Here is a 22,966-nt window from a genome sequence, read left to right as displayed (position 1 = left end):
TAAAAAGAAAAAGGATAAGAATGTACATAAGTGAACTGATGAGGGTAAAAAAGTGTCCATGTAACCGTTTCACTTTTCTACCCCTGGCAGCTGCAGCCGGAACTCTGAAGGGGAGCAATCATAGTAATTGCGGAAAGCCTTGCTGAAATAGTTCTTGTCCTTGTATCCCAGCATTTCAGAGATATCCTGAATTTTGAGGGCAGGGTCGCGTAGCAATGCTTTAGCCTTGTCCATCCTTACCTTTTGCACATACTCGTGAATGCCGTAGCCGTATTGTCCCTTGAACAGCTTCATCAGATACTCTCTGCTCAGGAAATATTGTTCCGTGAACATCGATATTTTAATATCCTCGAAATAATGGTTATCAATATACGCCTTGATGTTCTCCAGCACGCTGCTGCGGTCTCCGGCCACTGTCCGGCTGATCTCGCCCGCATAACGGTCGAAGATATCATTAAGCACGCCCGCAAACTGCTCAAAGGAGGAGAAGTCGCTGAGGATGCCCAGAGGTGCCAGGCTGCTGTCCTTCCCGCTGCGGATCTGCGGCGGCATGGCACCCAGCTGGGCAGCAATCTCGCCCAGCAGCAAGAGAAAGCCCTGCAGGGTCCGGTCCGCTTCACCAAGAGTAAAACCTTCCGTCTCCTGGCATTTGCGGATGAATTCGCTGAGGATGCTGCGGGCATGGTTCACATTCCCGCCCTCCAGCGCGCTGCGAATCTGCGGCATCCGCCCGGTCAGGGAGGGAATATCCTTCGCTACGGGATTCATCACGATGCCCTGCACAATCAGGCTGCCCCTCAGGCTGAGCAGGTCAATCGTATCTAGTGATGCTTTGGCCTGCTCATAAGAAGCGGCAATGCTGAGCGAATCACTGCAAGGCTCCCCGATTCCGCCTGCACAGATGATCCCGAACAGCTCCTTCAGGGTAGAGGCTGCTTTCTTCATATGGTGCAACGACAGGAAGGCCGCATCCGCTTCATAACCGCCCTTCATGGTGAAGATGGCAATGAATTCGCGTTCCCCCTTGGGGCTGGCGAAGCTGAATGACTCGAACTGCCCGTCCGTGTTCTCGTTCATTACATTCGTTACGGCGAAATGCAGCAGATCCCGGTCCCCATGGAATCTTTCCTTACGCACCTTCTCCAGATTCAGCATCCGCAGAAGGCCGACAGCGAAGTGGCTGGCCGCCCCGTCCGCCCCGATCAGCGGGAGAAAAGCCTCATTGGACTGGGTCTTGAAGCTCCGGTCAATGATGGACAGATACATCTTCTCCTTCAGCTTCGGCAGCGACATATTGAGTGTAATATTGCGGCTTATGAACTCGCTCTCCCGCTTCTGCTTGGCCTCCAGCACCCCCACCGCCTTGCGCAGTGCATGGTTAAGATCTGTGCGGTTCACCGGCTTCAGCAGGTAATCCACCACCTTCGAGCGGATGGCCTGGCGCGTATACTCGAAATCATTATAGCCGCTGATCACAATCAGCAGCAGGTCCGGGAATTCCTGCTCGGCAATCTGCAGCAGCTCGGCTCCGCTCAGCTCCGGCATTTTCATATCGACCAGCACCAGATCGAACCGCTCACGGCGCAGCAGCTCAAGCCCCGCCTTACCGTCTGTCGCCTCCCGCACCTCGCTGACACCGAGACACTCCCAATCCCCCAGGATATGAATCGCTTCGCGCAGCGGCTCCTCATCATCAATAATCAGCACTCTATACATGTTGTCCTACTCCTCCCCGCGGCAGCCGCATATCCATTCGTGTTCCCTGCTCCGTGCTATGAATGACCAGACCCGACTCCTCTCCATACAAAAGCTTCAGCCGGGTATTCAGATTCTTCAGCCCGATACTCTCCATACCGTCCTCTTCGGCCGTGTCCGCTACGCGGTCCTCCCACTGCATCTGAAGGGAGCTGAGCACCTGCTCCAGCCGTTCTCCGCTGATGCCCGGCCCGTCGTCCAGCACAGAGATGACGCTGTGTGTGCCGGTGATACGCGCCTCAATGGTGATGGTAACCGTACTCGATACCTTTTCCAGCGCATGCTTGATGCAGTTCTCCACCAGGGTCTGGATCGACAGCTTGGGAATTCGCAGCTCCATCAGGCTCTCATCCCAGGCGTATACCACCTGCATCCGGTTCCCGAACCGCGCCTTCTGCAGCGCCAGATACCGTTCAATATGCCGCAGCTCCTCCCTTGCCTGCACGACATCCTTGCCGCTAATGCAGTATCGCAGGGTCAGGGCCAGGTTGTCCACCATCTCGACAATATCGTCGTTGTTGTTCTTGAGTGCCTTGGTAGAGATCGCCTGGAGCGCATTGTACAGGAAATGGGGATTAATTTCAGCCTCCAGGGCTTTAAGGACGGCGTTCTTTTCAACAATTTTCATTTTATAGCGTTCATTGATCAGCTCATTCGTCTTCTCGACCATCTTGTTGAAATGGCGCGACAGGTAGGCGATCTCATCCTTGCCTGCAACCGCAGCCTGCGCATCGAAGCTCCCGGTACTGAACCGCTGCATTTGGAGCGACAAATTCTTCAGCGGATGGGTAATCCGGTTCGAGGTGAAGCTGACCAGCACCACAGAGACGATCAGGAACAGCAGGCCAATCGCCACACTTAACGTACGCGTCGTTGTAGCTGCTTCATAGATTTGGGTGTAGGGAATCGGCTTGACGAGCTTCCAGCCTTCCTTTTGGCTGATATCGTAGATTACCAGGTACTTCTGCCCCTTAGCAGACCAGGTTACGCGCCCCTTCTGCTCCGGTGTCAGCAGCTTCGCCAGTCCCGCCTCCCTGCTCTCCCGGTAGAATTCCTTATCATCCACCTTGAAGGGCTCGCCGTCCGGGCTGATATACATCAGATGCTCTCCGGTGCTGAACGGGATATCCCGCATAATCTCATCGGTCACGGAGGAGTTCAAATATAGCGATAATACCGCCTGCGGCTCGCGTGAGACAATGGAGCGGATCAGCCGGTGGTAGCCCATGAACACCTTATTATGGTTGACGGGGTAATCGGCGCTGTTCACGCTGGCCGGCTGCTCCTCCACGAACGACTGATAGGAACGGTTATACGGACTCTTAAGCGCCCGCTTATACCACGGCAGGTCATCAATAGGCGGGTGCTCAGATACCCGGACGGTGATGTTATAGTTCTCCTTAGTGACATAATAATACTTCTGCTCCTTGATTACATAGAGATAGGCAGCCTCCAGATCATTGCGCGAAAAATACAGATTCCGCAGATAATCCTCCACGTACATCCGGGAGCTGTAGTCTTCCGATTCATGCAAAAGCGCATAATTGAACTCATCGTAGGAGATTTGCGGCAGAGACAATTGCTCAATCCCGCTCAGATAACTCTCCAGATTCCGTCCGACCAGGAGCAGGTTGTTGCTAGTACTGGCAATGCTGTTATCGACCGATTCCCGCTGCAGCATGCTATAGGATATGTAGGTGAGTGAACTGACCACCAGGATGATGATAATCGTAAACAACAGAATCAGCTTGTTAGCCAGGCGGCGGGACACCCGCGCCAGTAAAGGCTCGATCAGCTTAACCCACACTTTTCTCATGATGCTCTCCGCTCTCCCCGCTGCCGGTTTTGGGGGCTTTTCCGGCCTCCGCAGTCCGTTCACCTTTTTACCCTTAACTGTACTCTTAAATCCATTTTTGACGATACGGGTCTACTCTATAATACACAATATAGACTAACCGGAATGGTTAAGTGTGGCAAGCCAGGCCTACTACTCCCACCCTATAACTCAAGAAGAGGTGCATCCATGTTAAAAACACTCGGCAAAAGATGGCGCGAGAAATTCGAATTCGGAATCTTCACTCTCCCGGTTCTGATCTGTATCGCTGTAGCCTTCTATATTCCGTTCGCCATGACCATCCGCTATTCGATGACCAAGTGGAACGGGATCTCCAAGCACCCCAAGTTCGTCGGGCTGGATAATTTCAAGCAGATCTTCTCCGGCGATACCAACTTCTCGGATGCTGCCTGGTTCACGATTAAATACGCGGTGCTCTACATTATCATAGTCAACGTGCTGGCGATTCTGCTGGCCGTGCTGCTGGACATGAAGCTGAGAAGCACCTCCTGGCTGAGAGCGGCCTTCTTCATCCCTTATATCCTCAGCCTTGTGATTGTCGGCTTCATCTGGAAATTCATCTTCATGCAGGGCTTCAACTCGCTGGGTGAGAGCACCGGCTGGGCAATCTTCGATCTAAGCTGGCTCGGGACACCGGGACTGGCCTTCATCTCCATCCTGGGCGTATCCATCTGGCAGTCCATCGGGTTCTATCTGGTTATCTACATTGCCGGTCTGCAATCTGTGCCTGAGGATCTCAAGGAAGCCGCTACAGTAGACGGTGCCGGACCGCTGAGACGATTCTTCAGCATTACGCTGCCGCTGCTTGCCCCATCGATCACGATCTCTGTGTTCATGGCGCTCACCAATTCAATCAAGGTATTCGATGTCATCCTGTCGCTGACCGGCGGCGGTCCCGGCGGAACTACCTACAGTATTGCTTATGATATCTACAGGGATACGTTCCAGAACAATCTGTACGGCTACGGCACGGCGAAAGCGCTTATCCTGTTCCTGGCTGTGCTTGTCGTGACGATCATCCAGCTGACAGTCTTCAAACGGAGAGAGGTAGAGGCCTAATGAAAACAAACCACAACAAGGCGGGCAAGATCATACTGGAAATTGTCCTGGTCCTCTTGTCTCTGCTGTTCCTGTATCCACTGTTCCTGACAATCATTAACTCGTTAAAAAGCTTCGGCGAGGTCATGACCGATGTCATCGCCCTCCCGCAGAAGCTGACCTTCAGCAACTATGCCTATGTCTGGGAGTTCATCAACTATCCGCGGCTGTTCCTGAACAACTTCATCATTACGGGTGTCGGCCTGCTCGGTATCGTATTCATCTCCTCCATCGCCGCCTATAAGCTGGCCCGGACCAAGACCAGATGGAGCGGTGTCCTGTATTTCCTGTGCATTATGCCGATGCTGATCCCGTTCCAGTCGATCATGCTGACGGTCCTCCAGACCGCCAAGAACCTCAATCTGTCGGAGAGCACCTGGGGACTGGGTCTCCTATATTGGGGCTTCGGCGCTCCGCTGGCGGTGTTCATCTATCACGGCTTCGTGAAGGGTATCCCGACAGAGATTGACGAGAGTGCGACGATTGACGGCGCTTCCGGCTTCCGCCTGTTCTTCAGCGTGATCTTCCCGCTGCTGAAATCGGTCACCACGACCATCGTCATCATCGATGTCATGTGGATCTGGAATGACTTCCTGCTCCCGCTGCTGATGGTCAACGGTTCACCGGAGACGAAGACGTTAACGCTGGCCGCTTACACCTTCGTGGGCCAGTATACCTCGGACTGGCAGTATGCCATGACCGCTATGGTAATGGCGGTGCTTCCATCAATCGTGGTCTTCATCTTCCTGCAGAAATACATTGTGAAGGGCGTTGTCGCGGGGGCGGTTAAGGGCTGATCCTGTTCTCACTATGCAAAGAGGCGTCCCCATAAGCCGTGTAACGGCTTCATGGGACGCCTTTTCTTTTTGTCACGGGATATACTAATGAGCCTGCAGCCATTCATTCTTGATTTCCGGCGGCAGCTCAAGCCCCAGCTCATTTTTACAAGCCGCTTCAAACTGCTCATACCGTCTATTGATATTCTCTAATGCGCCGCGTCCTCTATACATGCTAATCAGGAGGCGGTTCATTTCCTCCTCCAAAGGATACAGCGACAAGTATTGCTCAAGACGTAATTCCGCTGCTGCTCCATTTCCAGCCGTAAGCTCAGCCGCCGCCAATTCCCGGACCATTGCTGTATATTGCTTGAAGAAGGCTTCCTCTAACGGGATCTTCCATAAGTAATTCTTGCCCTCCAGCAGCGGCCCCTGATACAGCGAACAGAGCTCTTCGGCTTGCTCTGTGGTCAGTCTGCCCTCACTGTGAACCTGCTGCAGTTGATGATACTGCAGGAGATCATATTGTTTATTTGCCGTATCCAGCCTGTAACCGTCATTAAGCTTCTGTATGCTCATCGGAATTTTGTTCTCTTTCAGGACCTTTTTTAACAGGTACAGGGTATTATGCAGATTGGATAATCCCCGCTCTCCCTTCGCATCCTGCCACAACAAATCAATGAGCTTCCACTTGCTGATATACCGTCCAGGGTGGCAGAGAAGATAAGCGAACAATTCCTCGGTCCGGCGGGTTCGGAAGTGGACCGGGAGTCCCTCCGGATTAAGGACTTCAAATTCACCGAAGCAGCGGATGGAGAAGCTAGACTTGACGGTCTCTGCGGGAATGTGGGTTGTCCGGTGCTTGAACAGCCGCCCGGTGACCCGCTGAATCGCTTGCGGCGTGACAGGCTTGAGAATATAATCAAGTGCACTTACTTCGAATGCTTCAAGCGCATAATCCTTATAAGCCGTAGTGAACACTATCTCTGCCTGACCCAGCTGTTCATGGATGTGCACTGCAAGCTGCAGCCCGTTCATCCTCGGCATCTCCACATCAATGAACACGATATCCGGCTGCAGCTCCTGCAGATTCGCCAAGGCCTCTACCGGATTCGTAAAAGCTCCTACAATGCTGTAATTGCTATTTTGGCCAACCAGCACCTTCATTAAATCCAGGATTGGCCGTTCATCCTCAACAATCATCGCCCGAAACATGGAAGACCCCTCCTTCACGCAGAATCATATTTACTCCTACTCCTCAGAAGCCCCTTGCCCGGAGCCGCCGCCGCTGAGCGGCAGATAGATCGTTACCTTCGTACCGCTGTCTGCTTCAGAATGAATGCTTAAGCTGGCTCCCGGAATCATATCCAGACGCTTGCGGATATTCTGAATACCAATGCTTCCTTGCAGCTCTCCCTGACTGTTCAATGTATATAACAGATCAGCGGGAATGCCTACACCGTCATCTTCGACTATAATCCTCATGTAGCCGTCACCAGCCTGAATTCTTAAGGCAACCTTGCCTTGCCCCTCCTTCTCGAACAGTCCATGACGGATGGCATTCTCAATAAATGGCTGGATGCAGAGGGACGGGATATTCACTGCCTTCAGGGAATCATCCACCTGGCTGCTATAGTCGAACCTCTCCCCGAAGCGGGCTTGTTCAATTTCAACATAGGCTTGAATCAGCTCCAGCTCCCGGTACAACGGAATGACAAGTGTGGAGCGGTCCATATCCAGAATAAAGCGCATATATTGGCTGAGCATGGTTAACAGATAAGCTGCCTTGACGCCATCGGTATAACAGAATGAGATGATACTGCTCATCGCATTATACAGGAAATGCGGTTTGATCTGGGCTTGATGGAACGCATGCTCATGCCGGATCGCTTCCTGGATCGACAATTTCATGGCCAGCAGGTTATGAATCCGGGCCATCAGCGTCTCGCTCTCAAAGGGCTTGGTCACAAAATCATTCGCCCCGGCCCGGAAGCCCAGCGCAATATCGGAAGGTGCATCCTTGACTGTGGCGAACAGAATCGGCAGATCAAGTATAGAATGACGGCTGCGCAGTGATTGGCATAATTCTATCCCCGATGTACCCGGCATCATGATATCCAGAATGACAAGATCCACTTGCTGATATTCCTGAAGTTTGGTCAATGCTTCCTTGGCGGAGAAGGCTACCAGCACATTATAATCATGACGACGGAGAATATTCAGCAGGGTATGGATGTTGGAGGCCTCATCGTCTACAATCAGAATGGTCTGCCCTTCCCGGTCCAGTACATCAAGCACCGTATAATCAACATCGGCATGCAGCGCGTAAGGTTCGGATACGGCAGCCTGCTGATATTCGGGAATAGGGTCTACTAGGGGCAGCGTAAATACCATGCGGGTTCCCTTGCCCTTCTCGGACCAATCCACCCGAATCACACCGCCCATACGCTCCACCAGCTTCCTGCTGATATACAGCCCTACCCCCATTCCGGTATATCCGTCCTGCGGCAGCAGCCTGTCCACCTGCTCAAAATATTCAAAGATCGCCGCATGGTTCTCTTCGGATATCCCTGTTCCGGTGTCCTCCACTTCAATGAAGACCTCACTCCCGGCTACTCTTGCTGTAATCTGAATCGATCCCTGAAGGGTATGCTTAATCGCGTTATGAACCAGGTTATACATCACCTGCCGCAGTCTGCTCTCATCCGCGAGTACCCATGTATCGGCATCCACCTGGTTGAGCAGCTGCACCTCTTTGCCCGCCAGCTCGAACCGGAGAATATCATATACAATTTGGACAGCCACTCTTAGATCAACAGCGGTCTGGTGCAATCGCAGCTCTCCGTGCCTCAACCGGCTGACATCGATCAGATCCTGGATCAGCATCGACAGCTTCGTGGATGTATCCTTAATCAGCCACAGATTCTGCTTCTGGCCTGCATGCAAATTCTCTTCCTGATTCTCCAGTAAAAAAGAGGTCATATTCATTATTCCATGGAGCGGTGTCTTGATCTCATGAGAGGTGTTCATCAGGAATTCATCCTTCAGCTGGTTCGCTGTCCATAGCTTACGGGATAGAATCTCTGTTTTGGCATACGCATTCGAGAACCTTACGGCCAGCAGGATATTAATGAGCACAATAAATGCAATAACTCCGCATCTTCCTGTAAAATTGCTCTGCACAATATTCTCGGAATAAAGGCCGTCATTCATCAGATAGATCATCAGCGCAGTGGCTCCGCCAATGAACAGCATCAGCTCCGCACGGTCTGCCACCTGACTCTGCCTGCGGATATACAAATAGACCATTCTCGCTACAATGCCGAGCATAACGATCCAGAGATAGAATATAAAGAAATATTTCACTCGAATATGCACCGCATATGGCAAAAGCACAACCATAACAAGATAGGCCATAAACGGGGTAAGAATCAGCTTCAGCCTGCGCAGCGACATCAGGTGCGACTCTACGGTACAAAAGAACACAATAATCAGTATCGCGTTAAGAAAGTGGCTGACATCCAGCAGCTTATACGAAAAATCAAAGGGGACCGACGGCAGGAGACGCTGAAACATCTTTTCCCCGTACAAGGAGTTCTGCAAGGCCAGAAACAATAAGAAAAATCCGCTAAGCAAATACTCCTTCTCATGGCGGCCAATAAAATAGAAGCTGAGGTGATAGGCACCGAACATGGCCAAGATCAAAATGATTCCGATATCCGCACCGATCTGTATCATGTTGCGCCGGGTGATGTCCTCTTGTGCTCCAAGCGTGAGGGAGTTCACAATTCCTCCGGTGACAAAATTATAGTTAGAGACTTGGATCACAATCTCGAGCCTGCGGGTATCCGGATGAAAAAATATCGAATACGGTGTGTTTCCGGGTTGAAACGCGCCTTTGTCCGTAGAAGGAAACCCGCTGGCCCCCTCCTCCTGTCCACCAATAAACAGACGGTGGGCCATGCGGATGCTTCTTATTTTCAAGCCGAGTATTTCATCGGTATCCTTCAATAATACCTGCAAACGGTAGGTGCCTGAACCCCTGCTGCTCATCCCGCCAGCGGGATTCTTGCCGCGCCAGGTACCGGGAACCTTCAAATAGGCAGGCGGAGAATCATACCGGCCTTGCCGGAAATCCTCAGGGCTCAGCAGCTCATCCTGGTAAAACTCCCACTCACCATCCAAATTCACGACTCCCTGCTGCTCAAGATTCCATGAGGACAGATCCAGTACTCCCTTCTCCACGCTTACCTCATTTTGAGGAGGCCGGGTCAGTGAGAAGATCATGAAGATCAAAGAAAAGATAATACAGAAGAATATGCCGATTCCCGCAAGTCTGCGGATATTTACCTTTCTCACAAACAGCCTCCAGTTCAAATCATCGATGTTCTCATTCTAACTTAATGCACTTATAAAAATCTCACAAAATACTTAAACAGAAAAAAGCACCATCCAGCGGAGCTTCCTGGACAGTGCTTCCTTCTTGCATTATCTTGTTAGTCCGATCCGGTACACCTTTGTTGCGGTCACACTATGGAACACGGCGACGGCTTCGCCCTCGAATACCTTCTCCACAGCCATGGCTGCATCGTCGGCCAGCTTAACAGCACCTGTCCGGCGAGGTGTCGTTTCCAGAACGATCTCGCCCCGGCGCAGTACCTCCCGGAACCGCGACAGGCCGATTTCCCACGGCAAGCCGTTATAGAAATGGTCGTGGAACAGCTGCCCGGCAGCGAAGGCATAGCCCACATTGCCTGTATAATCAATGCTCAGCAGGACTTCTTCCGAACCCTCCAGGACTTCTTCGGGCAACTGGAGGACAACCTTGTGATCCTGAATCCGGCGCATCGTAACGGCGACTTCCTTCTGCGGTACCTGTACCTCGTAAGCCTGGAACCAGCCATCCTGTCGTCCGCTGACCGTTGCATCCGCCTGTGCGGTATTCCACTGCGTTGCCGCCTCAGTTCCGCCCGTGTATTCACGGAATGTGAATGCATGATGCCCCTGGCTGATGAATTCAATTCCGCCCGGGGTCTGAACCGGAGGAACCGGTGAGAAGATGATGCGGCTGCAGCCGTTCTCCTCAAGCTCCCACAGAGCCGCAGCTTCACGAGCACTCATGGCATAGATACGGACTTCTCTGGCTCCGTCCCGCCGGATCACAATCATAGAAGATTGGTGATGCGGAATCAGCACATTATAGCCGCCATTCTCTGCTACGTCTCCGCTCTCCGCGCTCACCTCCAGAATACCGGTATCTGCGTCAATCTGGAATTCAGCGTCGATGCCCTCCGGCATAGAGAAGAAGTAGGTGGCTGCTTCCTCCGTTTCAATAGCCGTAACAGGCTGGGCCGTGGCAGCCTTGAGATTAAGACCATCCAGCGCGAAGTTGAACGGCAGCAGGAAGGAAGCCTTGGGCTGAACCGTCAGCTTGCTCCGCTGCGGGAAGCTTAGCGTCTCCTCTCCCAGTTCTACCGCAAACACAACCTCCTCGTGCGTATCCATCTCCACATGGTCCTGATAGTTATTGACGAACAGGAACCCGGACTTGCCGTCCGTGCGGACTGCATAACGCAGCGTGTGCGCATCCTCCGGCGTAACTGCTTCTGCCCCTTCAGGAAGCACAGTTGCCATCGGTGCAAGCCGGTCTGCGAACCGGCGCAGGAAATAATGAAGCGGACGAAGCAGGTGATTCGACTCACGGATCTGGCCGAATTCCCCGATTGGCGCCTGGAAGTCATAAGTCAGCTTCGGCGTAGTGCTCTCATTCAGGTATCCCGTTCTTCCCACCGGATTGGTTCCGCCATGGAACATATAATACCCGATGAAGTTGCAGCCTCCGGCAAGCTTCATTAAGGTCATGGCGATGACACTTTCCGGCTCAACCTGGAACCGGGACAGATACCAGGTCTGCATCCCGCCGCCCATCTCACAGCAAGCGAACGGGTATTTCGTCCGCGCATACGGCGGATTGAATTCGCCGCCCGGCGCCTTGTCATCATGGAAATTCACGAATACATATTCCGGCGTCGGCTTCTGAACCTGATTCGGGTCACTGATGCTCCACGGAGTATAGGCATACCCTCCGTAGAGCGGAAGCACCTCATCCTCCAGGAACGGCGCCTCGCCCCAGCCGGTGCTGGTATAGATCGGAGCGATCAGACCGGAATCCACCGCATACTGCTTAAGCAGACGCATATGCTCAGATCCCGCTTCACCGCTCGCTCCGCCGCTGAGATATTCGTCACCCTGCTTGGCGGTCTCTTCCCAGAGAGCGGCCGCAGCATTCAGCTCATTCTCCAGCTGAATCCCGATCACCGGGCCGCCATCCTTGAACATCTGTCCATCGGCCTGATTGCCGATCTCCTTGAACAGGCGGTTCACATACTTCAGGTAGCCCTCGTCATTGGAGCGCACAGCGAATTCCCGGCCGAACAGCCAGTCCGGCAGTCCGCCGTTACGGACCTCGCCATGACAGAACGGACCCACACGCAGGATGACGTATAGGCCATTATCCCGGCACAGCTCCACGAATCTCCGGAGATTGCGGTTGCCTGCCCATTCGAACGCTCCTTCCACCTCTTCATGATGATTCCAGAAGATATAGGTCGCCACCACATTGATGCCGGACAGCTTCATCTTGGCGATTTCACTCCCCCAATCCGCTTCGGGATACCGTGAATAATGGAATTCCCCGCAGATGGCGAAATAAGGCTTGCCGCTGCGCTCCATATAATAATTCGTGAAGCGGATCTCATCCCCTTGAGGATTGCTCCCGCCCAGCTTCAGTGTGGACGGGTAGATTTTTTTGGGAGACACCCCAGCCTGTATCGTATATCTCATGAGAATTGCTCCTTTGCCATATTGTATGATCCTTGTACAACCTATACCTATAATTTCATAAAAACTGCCCCAAAGCTATTGCTTTGGAGCAGCCCGTAAGCTTATTCTGTTATTTCTGCGCTGCGAGGAACGCATCGATCTGTGTCTGCATTTCAGTCTGCACCTTATCCAGACCTGCTGATTTCAGCTGCTTGATCAGGTCTGCCTGGCCTTTCGCCAGATCTTCGATCAAGCCATATTCAAGCGGAATCGCATAACGCAGCATCACGTTGCCGATATTAGCCACTTCGTTCTTCACTGGCGTAGTGTCGAAGACGAAGGTTTCCAGCGGGAAGTGATAGATGCTGGACTGCCAAGTGTTGAACATATCGTCCGCTTCCTTAGGATACGCTGCATCCTGACGGTTCAGCGGGGAGTTCCAGCCCCAGTTCGAGAAGCCTGTGTAGTTAGCGGCAGCAGGACCGGCGGTGAACTTCTTGTCGCCTTCCGGGTTGTAGTTGCTTCCGGCGATACCGTACATAGTCAAGTCGTGAATTTCCTTGTCATTCTGCAGTAAATCCAGCAGCATCAGTGCGCGCTCAGGATTCTTAGAGGTTGCATGCACGGACATCCCGTTCTGCGTTGAGATCGCAGCAATTTTCTTTTTGTCCGGGGTAAGGTCAGCAATGCCCAGCTCTACATCCGGTTTGTCACGGCGCATTTCAGCCAGGTTAGCAGCTACAGTACCCAGATTGTGCGCATAAGAGGATACTTTGCCTGCTTTCACATCCTGCCATACATCGTTTTTGTTGCTGACTACGTTCTTGGACCAGGCGCCGTTATCGGCCAGGTCTTTGTAATATTTAAGCAGGGAAGTGAATTCCGGTGTGTCATAGATGTTGAAGACTTTACCGGTTGCATCATCCAGCTTGTACGCCAGCGGCAGCAGGCTGGCATCTACCAGGTTGAAGTTGTTGTTCTGCTCCAGCAGCGTCTGATCCAGCTCATGGAATTTCCAGCCGTCCGCCGGCTTGGCTCCATAGGCAGTAATGCCCTTTTCGTCCTTGGCAATCGCCTTCAGGTAAGTCGCGTACGATTCAGGACTGTTGATTTCCGGCAGGTTATGCTTTTTGCGCAGATCCTCACGGTACAGCACCACTTTGTCGGTTACTTCAACATTGTTGTTAGGAACCATGTAGAGCTTGCCGTCCACCTTGGCTTGCTGCCAGTTCACTTTCGGCATCGCTTCCCAGGTCTGTGGCATGTATTTGGTCAGCATATCATCCGTTAGCTCCAGGAATCCGCCTTTCAGCGCCTGATCGTTATAGAAGGCCCAGTTCGCTGTGTATACGAGATCGAAGTCTTCATTCGCTGCGAATTTCAGCGGGTATTTCTGGGTCCAGTCAGACCAGTCGAGGAATTCGGTTTCTACGGTAGCATTGATTTTTTCCTTGAGCTTAGTGTTCAGCTCTCTGAAGACCTTGTCATAATCCCCGGGCTGTGGCCCGAGCAGAATCATCTTGAGCTTCACTTCCTTGGAGGTGTCCACAGCGCCGGAATTCGTTCCCTCGGATGCTGCCGGAGCCTTCGTAGCCTCCGCTCCTGTATTACCATTATTATTGCCGCCGCAGGCACTGAGGACCGTTCCAAGCGCCATCATCGTTGCAAGCGTAACTGTCAATTTCTTTTTCTTGTTCATCATGACCTGTATTTCCCCCTTAAATAATAGTTGCTTTAAGTCTTATATTGATAACCAGGTTGCCCTGTAATCATCCTTTGACTGCACCAATCGTTAGTCCTGTTACAAAATACTTCTGGATGAACGGATACGCCAGCAGGATAGGCCCTGTAGCCACAATCGTCATGGCCATCTTCAGACTTTCGGTTGGCAGGTCTGTGTTGACCACCGCACCGGAAGCCATCATCGCCTTACGCATTCCATCCATATTGCCTAACATTTTGTAGAGATAATACTGCAGCGGCATCAGCTCCGACTTGGAGATGAAGAGCAAGGCGTTATACCAGTCATTCCAGTAGGCCAAGGCAATGAAGAGGCCAATGGTCGCCAGGGCGGGCTTGGACAACGGCACGATCAGCTGCATGAAGATCCGGAAATCGCCGGCTCCGTCAATTTTGGCGGATTCTGTAATCGCATCCGGGATGCTGCTCATGAAGGACTTCATGACAATAATATAGAAGACGTTCATCATCATCGGCAGAATCAGTACCAGAAGCGTATCCTTCAGATGCAGATAGTTGATGATCATCAGATACCATGGAACCAGACCACCGCTGAACAATGTAGTGAAGAAGAAGAAGAAGGAGAAGCGGCTGCGCCATTTGAAATCTCTCCGGGACAGCACGTAGGCTGTCATTGACGTCAGGAACAATCCGACGATAGTACCGATGGCCGTAACGGAGATCGTCACGCCATACGCTCTGAGCATCTCAGCCGGATACTTGAACAGCAGGCTGTACGCCTCTGTCGAGAAGGCGGTCGGGAAGATTTGGAACCCTTTCTCGATAATCGCGCTCTCTTCACTCAGAGAGGAAGAGATGACCAGAATGAATGGGAAGATACAGAATATGGCCAGTACCGTTAGGGTTACGTATCCGATGATGGATAGCACCATCTTGTCCCGGTTAGCAGGCTTTCTGCGTACTTCCGGTGATTGAATATTTGCAGTGGTTGAACTCATTGGGCATTACCTCCTTGTCCTAGAATAGAGCGCGATCCTTGTCGTATCGGCGTACTGCATAGTTGGCCAGCATGATGGTTGCGAAGCCGAGCAGGGATTGGTAGAAGCCGGCTGCCGCAGACATCCCGATTTCATTGGATGTGGTCAGCGAGCGGAAGACGAAGGTGTCGATTACGTCTGTGGATGAGAACAGCAGGCCGTTGTTGCCGACCATATTGTAGAACATCCCGAAGTCTCCGCGGAAGATATTACCGATCGCCAGCAGCACCAGAATGATGACAGTCGGCATCAGGTTCGGAATCGTAATTTTCATAATCCGCTGGAAAATATTCGCGCCGTCAATTTCGGCGGCTTCGTACATCTCGGTGTCTATGCTGGTGATGGCGGCCAGATACATGATCGTTCCGTAGCCCAGTGTCTTCCAGGCGGAGACAATGACCAGGATAAACGGCCAGTAGGCTGCCGTATTATAGATATCCACCGGCTGCATACCGAGTCCCTTCAGCAATACATTAACGGTACCTACATCGAAGTTGAACAGGTTGTACGCAATGGCTCCAACTACAACCCAGGAGATGAAATAAGGCAGGAACAATACCGTTTGGGTCAGCTTGCGGAACCATTTGCCCGCTACCTCGAACAGCAGGATCGCTGCGAAGATCTGAAGCCCGTTGTTCACAACGATGAATGCGATGTTATATAACGCTGTATTTCGGGTTACGCGCCAGGCGTCACCGGAATCAATGAAGAATTTGAAGTTATCCAGTCCGTTCCACGGACTGCCGAATACCCCGCCAGTATAATCAAATTGCTTGAATGCCAGCACTATGCCCGACATGGGCAGATAAGCAAATAGCAGAAAGAACAATACTGCCGGTGTCAGCATAAGAAGCAAGGATCTGTATTTCTTGACGTCATCCCAGAATCCGTGTTGTTTCTGTTTCATCTTGAATCCCCTTTCCCATTCCCATTTCTCTATAGCCTTATTATAAATAAGCGTCCTTCCGGTGTGGATTAGGGCTATCAACTAAAAGTAATACTTTTTCAACGATCCGTTTAAATATATACTTTCCAAAAAAACAAAAAACGTTGCCTCTGATTTGGAAATCAGGACTGGCAACGTTTGGTAATCATCAGCTTAGATTTTCTGCTTCTTGCGGTATTCCCCCGGCGTCATGCCGGTGATCTGCTTGAACTGCCGGTTGAAATAGATAATATTCTTATAGCCCATCCGTTCGGCTATCTCATAGATCTTAAGCGTCGGATCACTGAGCAGCTCGAACACTCTGCCTGTCTTGCGTTCGTTAACATACTCGCTGAAGGGAACCCCATACTCTTCCTTGAACAGGAAGCCCAGATAATTCGGGGTGAAGTCAAAGTGGGCGGCTACCTCCTTCAGCGTGATCTTCTTCTCCAGATTCTCCTCCACATAATTCATAATCTCGTCGATCAGCTTGCGCTTCTGCCGCTGCCGTTTCACATACAGCAGCTCCGACAGCTCGAAGAATCTCCGTCTCATCCACGACAGGATATCGTGAATCGTCTCGAACTGGAACAGGATGTCCGGCTGATGAGACTCCCACTGGAGCAGCTCATACAGATTCTCATTCTGCTGCTGCAGGTCCGCATGCAGCTTGGAGGTGATCCGGATAATCAGCTCATAGACATCCTTCTTGCCCGCATTCGTGAACAGCTCCAGCAGATGATCGTCAATCGCCACCAGATCGTACTGGATGATAGCCTCCAGCAGCTGCACAACGGTCTGTTCAATCCTCGCCCCCGGCGTCCCGCGCGGGGAGGACTCCAGATTATCGCGGATCAGCCGGTTCTTGCCCAGCAGCCACTTCGCACTGAGTGCAGCCGTTGCCTGCTGATAGGATTCATGCAGCCCCGCCTCATCCTGGGCGTAACGCCCGACCCCGATGGTTAAGGTGCAGGGTGAGCTCCCGGCCATCTGCTTAATCAGCTCGTCCAGCAGACTGAGGAAGCTGTCCTGCGGAAGGCTGCACAGAATGACGAACCGGTGATGATGGACAGGAATCAGCGTTCCCAGCTGGGTGCTCTCTACGAACGCTCTGATCAGTCCGGCCATCTGCCGCGTCTTGACCCGCGCATCCTCCTCGGACAGGTCGCGCATTTTCCATTCCAGATCATCAATCTCAATAATCGCTGCAGCCGCCCCCTTCATGAGCAGCGGATTCAGGGCACTGCGCAGATGCTGCTCCGCCGGCTCAGGCGATGCATCCTCGAACCAGCGCAGAATCAGCTCCTTGTTCACCAGGGACAGCGCCTCGGTAAATGAACGGTTCTTCTCCCGTTCCTGCTCCAGAGCAGCAGACAAGGATTCCAGCATGTCGTAGAGATCCTTGTCTTCCACAGGCTTCAATAAATAACCGGAGGCATTGATCTCAATCGCTTCCTTGGCATAGCTGAAATCCTCATGGCCGCTGATGAAGACAATTTTGACCTTTGGATGGATGACCTTCGCCCGGCGCGCGAATTCCGTCCCCGTCATAATGGGCATCCGTATATCGGACAGGATGATATCCACCCGCTCCTGTTCCATGATCTTAAGCGCATTGAAGCCGCTGTTCGCCGTTCCTACCACTGCAAGATCCAGCGGGCTGGCCAGCACTCTGCGCCGCAGCCATTCCAGATCAATCGCTTCATCGTCAACCAGCAATACATTGATACTCATCGCAATCTTGTCCTCCTGTAGGTGTAACTGACCCTAAGTTTTACAGCTCCTCATCACCCTGAAGCCCGGCAGGGAGCAGCAGCCGCACGGTTGTCCCGCCTCCGTAGAAGCTGGCAATGCTCACCCCGTAAGCATCGCCGTATCTGAGCTTGATCCGCTCATCCACATTTTTCACACCGTAACCGCCTGACTGGCTCGGCCCCTGCATCATACGCTTAACCACTTCAGGACGCATGCCAATCCCGTTATCGATTACCTTGAGCTCAATATTGTCCCCCACCCGCTTGCCGGTCAGCCGGATGGCGATGGTCTCACCGAACCAGGCGTGCTTGAATATATTCTCGACAAAAGGCTGAAGCAGCAGCTTAATCACCTGCATGTGCAGAATCTCCTCGTCCACATCCACGTGCAGCGTGAAGGCATCCGCATATTTGACCCGCTGGATCTCCAAGTAAGTAGCCACCTGGTCCAGCTCCTTCTCCAGTTCAATATAGACATTGCCTTGATTAAGCGTCAGCCGGTAGAACCGGGACAACCCCTGGACCATCTCCGTGACCTTGCCGATCTCACCCAGATTGGCCAAGCTGCTAATGGTAGAGAGTGTATTATATAGAAAATGCGGATTGATCTGTGCCTGCAGGGCTTCCAGCTCCGCCTGCTTCTTCTGGATTCCCTGCACATACACGCTGTTGATCAGCCCCTGGATGTTGGAGGCCATATCATTGAAGGAATCCGCGATCTGCACGAATTCATCATTACCGGAGAAGCGGATGCGCTTCTGGAAGTTCCCGTCCTGGAAGGAGCGTACCAGGCCTACGATCCGGCTCATTTTGCGTCCCGATATCCGTGCTACCACATACCCGATCAGGGTCATAACCAGGAAGCTCAGACTGCAGACTGCGATAATCACACGGCGCAGGCGTCCGGCATCCTGAGTGAGATATTTATGCGGAACCATCGCTTCAATAATGAAGTTACTGCCCGGAATCTGCTCCTGCAGCCTGAGGAAGCTCCCCTCCCCGCTGCTATTATTGGCGGGACCCCGCTGGAACAGAACGTCCCCAGTGGTCTCCTCCACCAGCCGCAGCGTAATTCCTTCCTCCAGCGGGAAGGTGTCGAAGCCGCCGAACAGGTCCTCCAGCGATACCGTAATCCGCACATAACCGATCAGCGACTTGTAATCACTGAAGTTGACGAGTCTGCGTACATGCGAGAGGTTGCCCAGCTTCTGGTCCGTATCAATCTGCAGCCACAAATTATCACGCTTGGAATCCTTCAGCGAGCGATACCATGGACTGCCTGTAATATCGTCCAGCGGCAGAATATAGTAATCGCTGGTAATGATCGGCTCATCCAGATTATCACCGGACACAATGTTCAGATCTGAGTTCGGGGTGTAGAGCATGAAGCGGATCTTGTTCCCGAACAGCTGCAGCGGCGCGGTAATCTGGGGGATAATCTCGTCAAGCATCGTCAGATAGATCTCAAACGGCGTCCCCTTCAGCTCAAGCGCACGCTGGAACGGCTGGCTGCCGAACAGGTTGTCCGACATCCGCTGTATTTCATCCATCTGATAGCGGATATTGTTCCTCGACTGCTCCATGCCTGTACGGATGTTGGACTCGGCCATCTCTGTCCTGGAATCGGTCAGCATGGAATAGGAGATATAGCCGATGAACACATCTGTAAGCAGAACCAGCAGCAGATAAGGAATCATCATTTTATAGGTGAAAGGCATGTACTTCTTAAGCTTGGGCATCATTCACTGGACATCCTCTGCATGGAATTCGTTACAGCTATTCTATAGAACTAATATTCATATTGTAGAGCAGATTCACTCCGCGCTGTTAGCACAATGCTAAGAATGAATAGCACAAAATGAAGAATACCGGGAAAACGCAAAACAGCCCAGGGAGGATTAGGAAGCGGCTCCCCGGGCTATAAGAGATGGATCATACAGATTCATGGATAAGAACTGTTACGCCGGCTTATTTCACAGCTTCTCACCGACTGCCCCGTTCGCTGCAATCTTCGCATTGAAGGAGAGCTGGTTCAGCTTCTTAATGGTTTCTTTATTGTAGGCATCCCCCATGAAATTCGGCTGGCCGCCAATGATTTTGACCGGTGTAATGCTGCTGGTTACCCCTGACGGGTTAATGGTGAAGTTAACCAGCATGGAATGCAAGGTCTTGTCTCCGCCCCGTGTAGAACGGTTGAACACAAAGTTGCCCAGTGAATAATAGATCGGCTTATGCTTGTAATATTCAATACCCATCAGACAATGACTGTGCGCGCCCAGGATGATATCTGCCCCGCTGTCGATCATCTGCTTGGCCAGCTTCCGCGCATACGCTTCCGGGTAATCCTTGAATTCCTGATTCCAGTGAATATAGACAACCGTATAGTCATTATCCTTGGCAGACTTCTTAATCGCACTTAGCAGCGGCTCTGCCGTATAGGCTGAGGCTGCTCCCGGGCTGTTCTTGCCTGCATACCAGGAAGGGTCAGACAGCACACGGCTTGTACCCAGAACGGCGATCCGCTTGCCCTTGACGGTCTTGACATACGGTTTGAAGGCTTCATCCATATTAGCACCCGCACCGGTGTGTCCAATATTGTTCTTATCCAGATGAATCAGCGTGTCCAGCATCGCGATCCGGCCGTAATCCAGAATATGATTATTGGCTACGCTCACGCCGTCGATCCCCGCTTTGCTTAATCCCGCAAGTGCCGCCGGCTTGGAACGGAAGGCGAACGTCTTGCTGGCCGCAGCCCCGCGCACGGAGACTGGAGTCTCCAGATTGGCAAAAGCAAGATCGGCCTTCTGCAGCACAGGTGCTACCTTGGCGAACGGGAAATCCACGCCATGCTTGGCAATCTGGTCGCCGACAAAGCCGTCCAGCAGAATATCCCCGGCAAACGTAAGGCGGATCTCCTCCTGCGGAGCAGTCCCTTGGGCGCTTATCCCCGCAGCGGGGACCAGCAGAAGCAGAATCATGAATATAACAGCATATCTGCGCAACGTTCTCTAGCTCCTTTTTCTAATGTAATATAATAATGACTGTGACTAGGAAATATAGAACACAACGCAGGATGCACTCGCGCTTGCCTGCTGGTAGAACTCCCGGATGGCCTTGAAATACGTATAGATATAATCAAAGAATTCTTCCGCCTCATCATCCTCCATAAGGGGGTAGATTCCTTCCTCCATCATCTGCCGGAAAGGGTAGTGTTCCCTCAGCCAGGCTTCTTCTATTCCCTCCAGAGCTGAAGCAATTCAGCATGTACAGCCAGGTAATTGCCGATCATCCCCATGAGATTGTCTCCTTCTTTCTTCTGCCCTTGAAGCTATTCTACTACAATGGAAGGAAACAACCAAATGATGGGTGAATTTTGCTAGATTTGCGCTTTTTTAAGCACTGCCCGGAAGCAGCTCAGGCCGCCCCACTGGTCTGTACGCACGGCATCTGCCGGAAGATTGAAATCCGTCTCGCCCCAATACTGAAATCCGGCCTGGAGCAGAATCTCATTCATCCGCGGCAGGTTGACGGTCGGATAATCAAAGGTCAGCACCAGCAGTCCTTCTCCATTAAGCGTTCTATGAAACTCACGGACGGCCAGGACCGCTTCCTGCACAGACAGATGCTCCAGCACCGAGATACAAAAAACCGTATCAAAGCTCTCATCCTCATAAGGCAGTGATGTCAGATCAGCCTGGGCCAAGTGCAGCCTGTTCACAGGTCCGGCCTCTACCTGACGGGCTGCAGCTGCTCCGACATCCTCGGTGATATTCTGCATAATCGCTTCATGCGACAGAATCCGGGCATCCTTATCACAGGCATAGACCTCAGCGCTATGCTCGGCAAGATAGAATTTGAGCGGATGAGAGATCCCGCAGGCGGCATCCAGCACGACATCATGCGGTGATATGAAATGGGTACACCATTCATATTCATAAGGACGGCTCCACCAGGCTTCCGGCAAATCATAAATCAGCTTGTCACGGCGTGCATCGGTATTCACAAAAAAACGGGAGACGTAAGGATGTGTCGGCATGACCAGGACTCCTTTACTCGTGGGGATTTCGGTAGTCAGAGTATATTCACGAATCCGGGTTTCATGCTATACCTGGGTTATAACCTGACACTGCTTATACACAAACAGGCACCATCCTCTATGGACAGCACCTGTTCCGGTATGAAGAAATATTCTGATAGATACTATTAGTTCTCTTTACACGTAATAGGTCAAAAGCTTCGCATCAACGCCGTGCCTGGCGATCAATCCGTCCAGCATTTTGGACCAATCCTGGTCGACTGTGCACAATTCTGGATGGGCCTCGAACCAGGCAACCGACCGTTTCACCCCTTCAGCGAACGGCACAGTAGCGGCGAAGTCAGGAACGAGACGCTTGATCTTGCTGTTGTCGAACACACTGCTGACCGCCTGATCCCCGATCAGCCCGTCCGCTGTTCCCGGCGGGGTATTCGCAACGATGAAATCCGTAGACATGTGTACAACCTTCGGCTCACGGCCGGCTGCCTCCCCGATGGCCGCATAGATCTGATTCCAGTTCAGTACCTCATCCGAGGTAATATGAACCGCTTCTCCAATCGCCTCCTGAAGTCCCAGCAATCCAACGAAGCCTTTGGCAAAATCCGTATTATGCGTCAATGTCCATAGAGAGGTACCATCGCCATGGATAACGAGCGGCTGGCCCTTGCGGATGCGTTCCACCAGAGACCATGGATGGCTCCAGCTGGTCAGCGCCGCCGGAATAGCTGTATCTCCGTACGTATGGGATGGACGGACAATGGTCACCGGGAAGCCGCTGCTCTGATACGCTTCCAGAAGCAGCTGCTCGGAGGCAATCTTATCCCGGGAATACTGCCAATAAGGGTTCACCAGCGGAGTCTCTTCGGTAATCAGATAATTACGCTGGGGCTTCTGGTAAGCGGAAGCCGAGCTGATATAGATATACTGCTGCGTCTTGCCTGTGAACAGGTCAACATCTGTCTGCACATGCTCCGGCGTAAAGGCAATCCAGTCCACAACAACATCGAAGTCATACCCCTTCAGCGCCTCGGCTGCCTTCTCTTTGTCACGGATATCGCCCTGAATCACCTGTGCGCCCTGAGGCACGAAGCCGCTGCGCTCTCCACGGTTGAACAGATACAGTTCTATTCCCCGTTCTACTGCCAGCCGGGAAACCGCCTGACTGATAAGTCCCGTACCTCCGATAAATAGAACCTTCATCTGTATC

At 52.2% G+C, this 22,966-nt stretch carries 16 protein-coding genes; 2 read left to right on the top strand and 14 right to left on the bottom strand.

The genetic code is table 11. The features are described from left to right. Positions 1–69: 69 nt before the first annotated feature. Positions 70–1,716, bottom strand: a complete 1,647-nt coding sequence (locus NST26_RS09400; protein WP_340979065.1) for a response regulator transcription factor — start codon at positions 1,714–1,716, stop codon at positions 70–72. After that, positions 1,709–3,571 (bottom strand): cache domain-containing sensor histidine kinase, encoded by a 1,863-nt coding sequence (locus NST26_RS09395; RefSeq protein ID WP_340979064.1) that lies wholly within the window; start codon positions 3,569–3,571, stop codon positions 1,709–1,711. The genes NST26_RS09400 and NST26_RS09395 overlap by 8 nt, the downstream gene beginning before the upstream one ends. A gap of 207 nt (positions 3,572–3,778) precedes the next feature. On the opposite strand from NST26_RS09395, the gene NST26_RS09390 reads away from it, so the two are divergent. Together NST26_RS09390 and NST26_RS09385 are read left to right on the top strand one after the other, a co-directional pair. Further along, positions 3,779–4,669, top strand: a complete 891-nt coding sequence (locus NST26_RS09390; protein WP_036721513.1) for a carbohydrate ABC transporter permease — start codon at positions 3,779–3,781, stop codon at positions 4,667–4,669. Beyond that, on the top strand, positions 4,669–5,505 hold the full coding sequence (locus NST26_RS09385; RefSeq protein ID WP_036721510.1) for a carbohydrate ABC transporter permease: 837 nt from the start codon (positions 4,669–4,671) through the stop codon (positions 5,503–5,505). The genes NST26_RS09390 and NST26_RS09385 overlap by 1 nt, the downstream gene beginning before the upstream one ends. 84 nt (positions 5,506–5,589) lie before the next feature. On the opposite strand, the gene NST26_RS09380 is transcribed toward NST26_RS09385, so the two are convergent. From NST26_RS09380 to NST26_RS09325, 12 genes are all read right to left on the bottom strand, one after another. After that, entirely contained in the window at positions 5,590–6,699 is a 1,110-nt protein-coding gene (locus NST26_RS09380; RefSeq protein WP_340979063.1) for a response regulator, read from the bottom strand. Positions 6,700–6,735: 36 nt separating this feature from the next. After that, positions 6,736–9,843, bottom strand: a complete 3,108-nt coding sequence (locus NST26_RS09375; protein WP_340979062.1) for an ATP-binding protein — start codon at positions 9,841–9,843, stop codon at positions 6,736–6,738. Positions 9,844–9,972: 129 nt separating this feature from the next. Next, entirely contained in the window at positions 9,973–12,327 is a 2,355-nt protein-coding gene (locus NST26_RS09370) for a beta-galactosidase (RefSeq protein WP_340979061.1), read from the bottom strand. A gap of 109 nt (positions 12,328–12,436) precedes the next feature. Further along, complete coding sequence (locus NST26_RS09365; protein ID WP_445323368.1) at positions 12,437–14,005, bottom strand: DUF3502 domain-containing protein; 1,569 nt, start codon at positions 14,003–14,005, stop codon at positions 12,437–12,439. A gap of 70 nt (positions 14,006–14,075) precedes the next feature. Then, positions 14,076–14,939, bottom strand: coding sequence for a carbohydrate ABC transporter permease (locus tag NST26_RS09360; protein ID WP_425355110.1), 864 nt, complete (start codon positions 14,937–14,939; stop codon positions 14,076–14,078). 85 nt (positions 14,940–15,024) lie between these two features. Beyond that, positions 15,025–15,951, bottom strand: coding sequence for an ABC transporter permease (locus NST26_RS09355; protein WP_036721498.1), 927 nt, complete (start codon positions 15,949–15,951; stop codon positions 15,025–15,027). Between the two features lie 192 nt (positions 15,952–16,143). Further along, complete coding sequence (locus NST26_RS09350; RefSeq protein ID WP_036721496.1) at positions 16,144–17,703, bottom strand: response regulator; 1,560 nt, start codon at positions 17,701–17,703, stop codon at positions 16,144–16,146. 40 nt (positions 17,704–17,743) lie between these two features. Further along, positions 17,744–19,465, bottom strand: coding sequence for a sensor histidine kinase (locus NST26_RS09345; protein ID WP_340979059.1), 1,722 nt, complete (start codon positions 19,463–19,465; stop codon positions 17,744–17,746). Between the two features lie 231 nt (positions 19,466–19,696). Then, a complete protein-coding gene (locus NST26_RS09340; protein ID WP_445323367.1) occupies positions 19,697–20,701 on the bottom strand; it encodes a CapA family protein in 1,005 nt (334 codons plus the stop codon). Between the two features lie 69 nt (positions 20,702–20,770). Beyond that, positions 20,771–20,968, bottom strand: a complete 198-nt coding sequence (locus NST26_RS09335) for a DUF1877 family protein (protein ID WP_340980827.1) — start codon at positions 20,966–20,968, stop codon at positions 20,771–20,773. A gap of 131 nt (positions 20,969–21,099) precedes the next feature. After that, the gene (locus NST26_RS09330; RefSeq protein WP_340979057.1) at positions 21,100–21,759 is read right to left on the bottom strand and encodes a class I SAM-dependent methyltransferase; all 660 of its coding nucleotides are present in this window, start codon (positions 21,757–21,759) and stop codon (positions 21,100–21,102) included. Between the two features lie 177 nt (positions 21,760–21,936). Continuing rightward, positions 21,937–22,959, bottom strand: coding sequence for an SDR family oxidoreductase (locus NST26_RS09325; RefSeq protein ID WP_340979056.1), 1,023 nt, complete (start codon positions 22,957–22,959; stop codon positions 21,937–21,939). Positions 22,960–22,966 lie beyond the last annotated feature (7 nt).

The sequence above is a fragment of the Paenibacillus sp. FSL R7-0128 genome (genome assembly GCF_038002245.1).
Taxonomy (GTDB): Bacteria; Bacillota; Bacilli; order Paenibacillales; family Paenibacillaceae; genus Paenibacillus_AQ; species Paenibacillus_AQ silagei.
The sequence above is the reverse complement of the archived record's forward strand: the minus strand, read 5'-3'. Positions and strand labels throughout refer to the sequence as shown.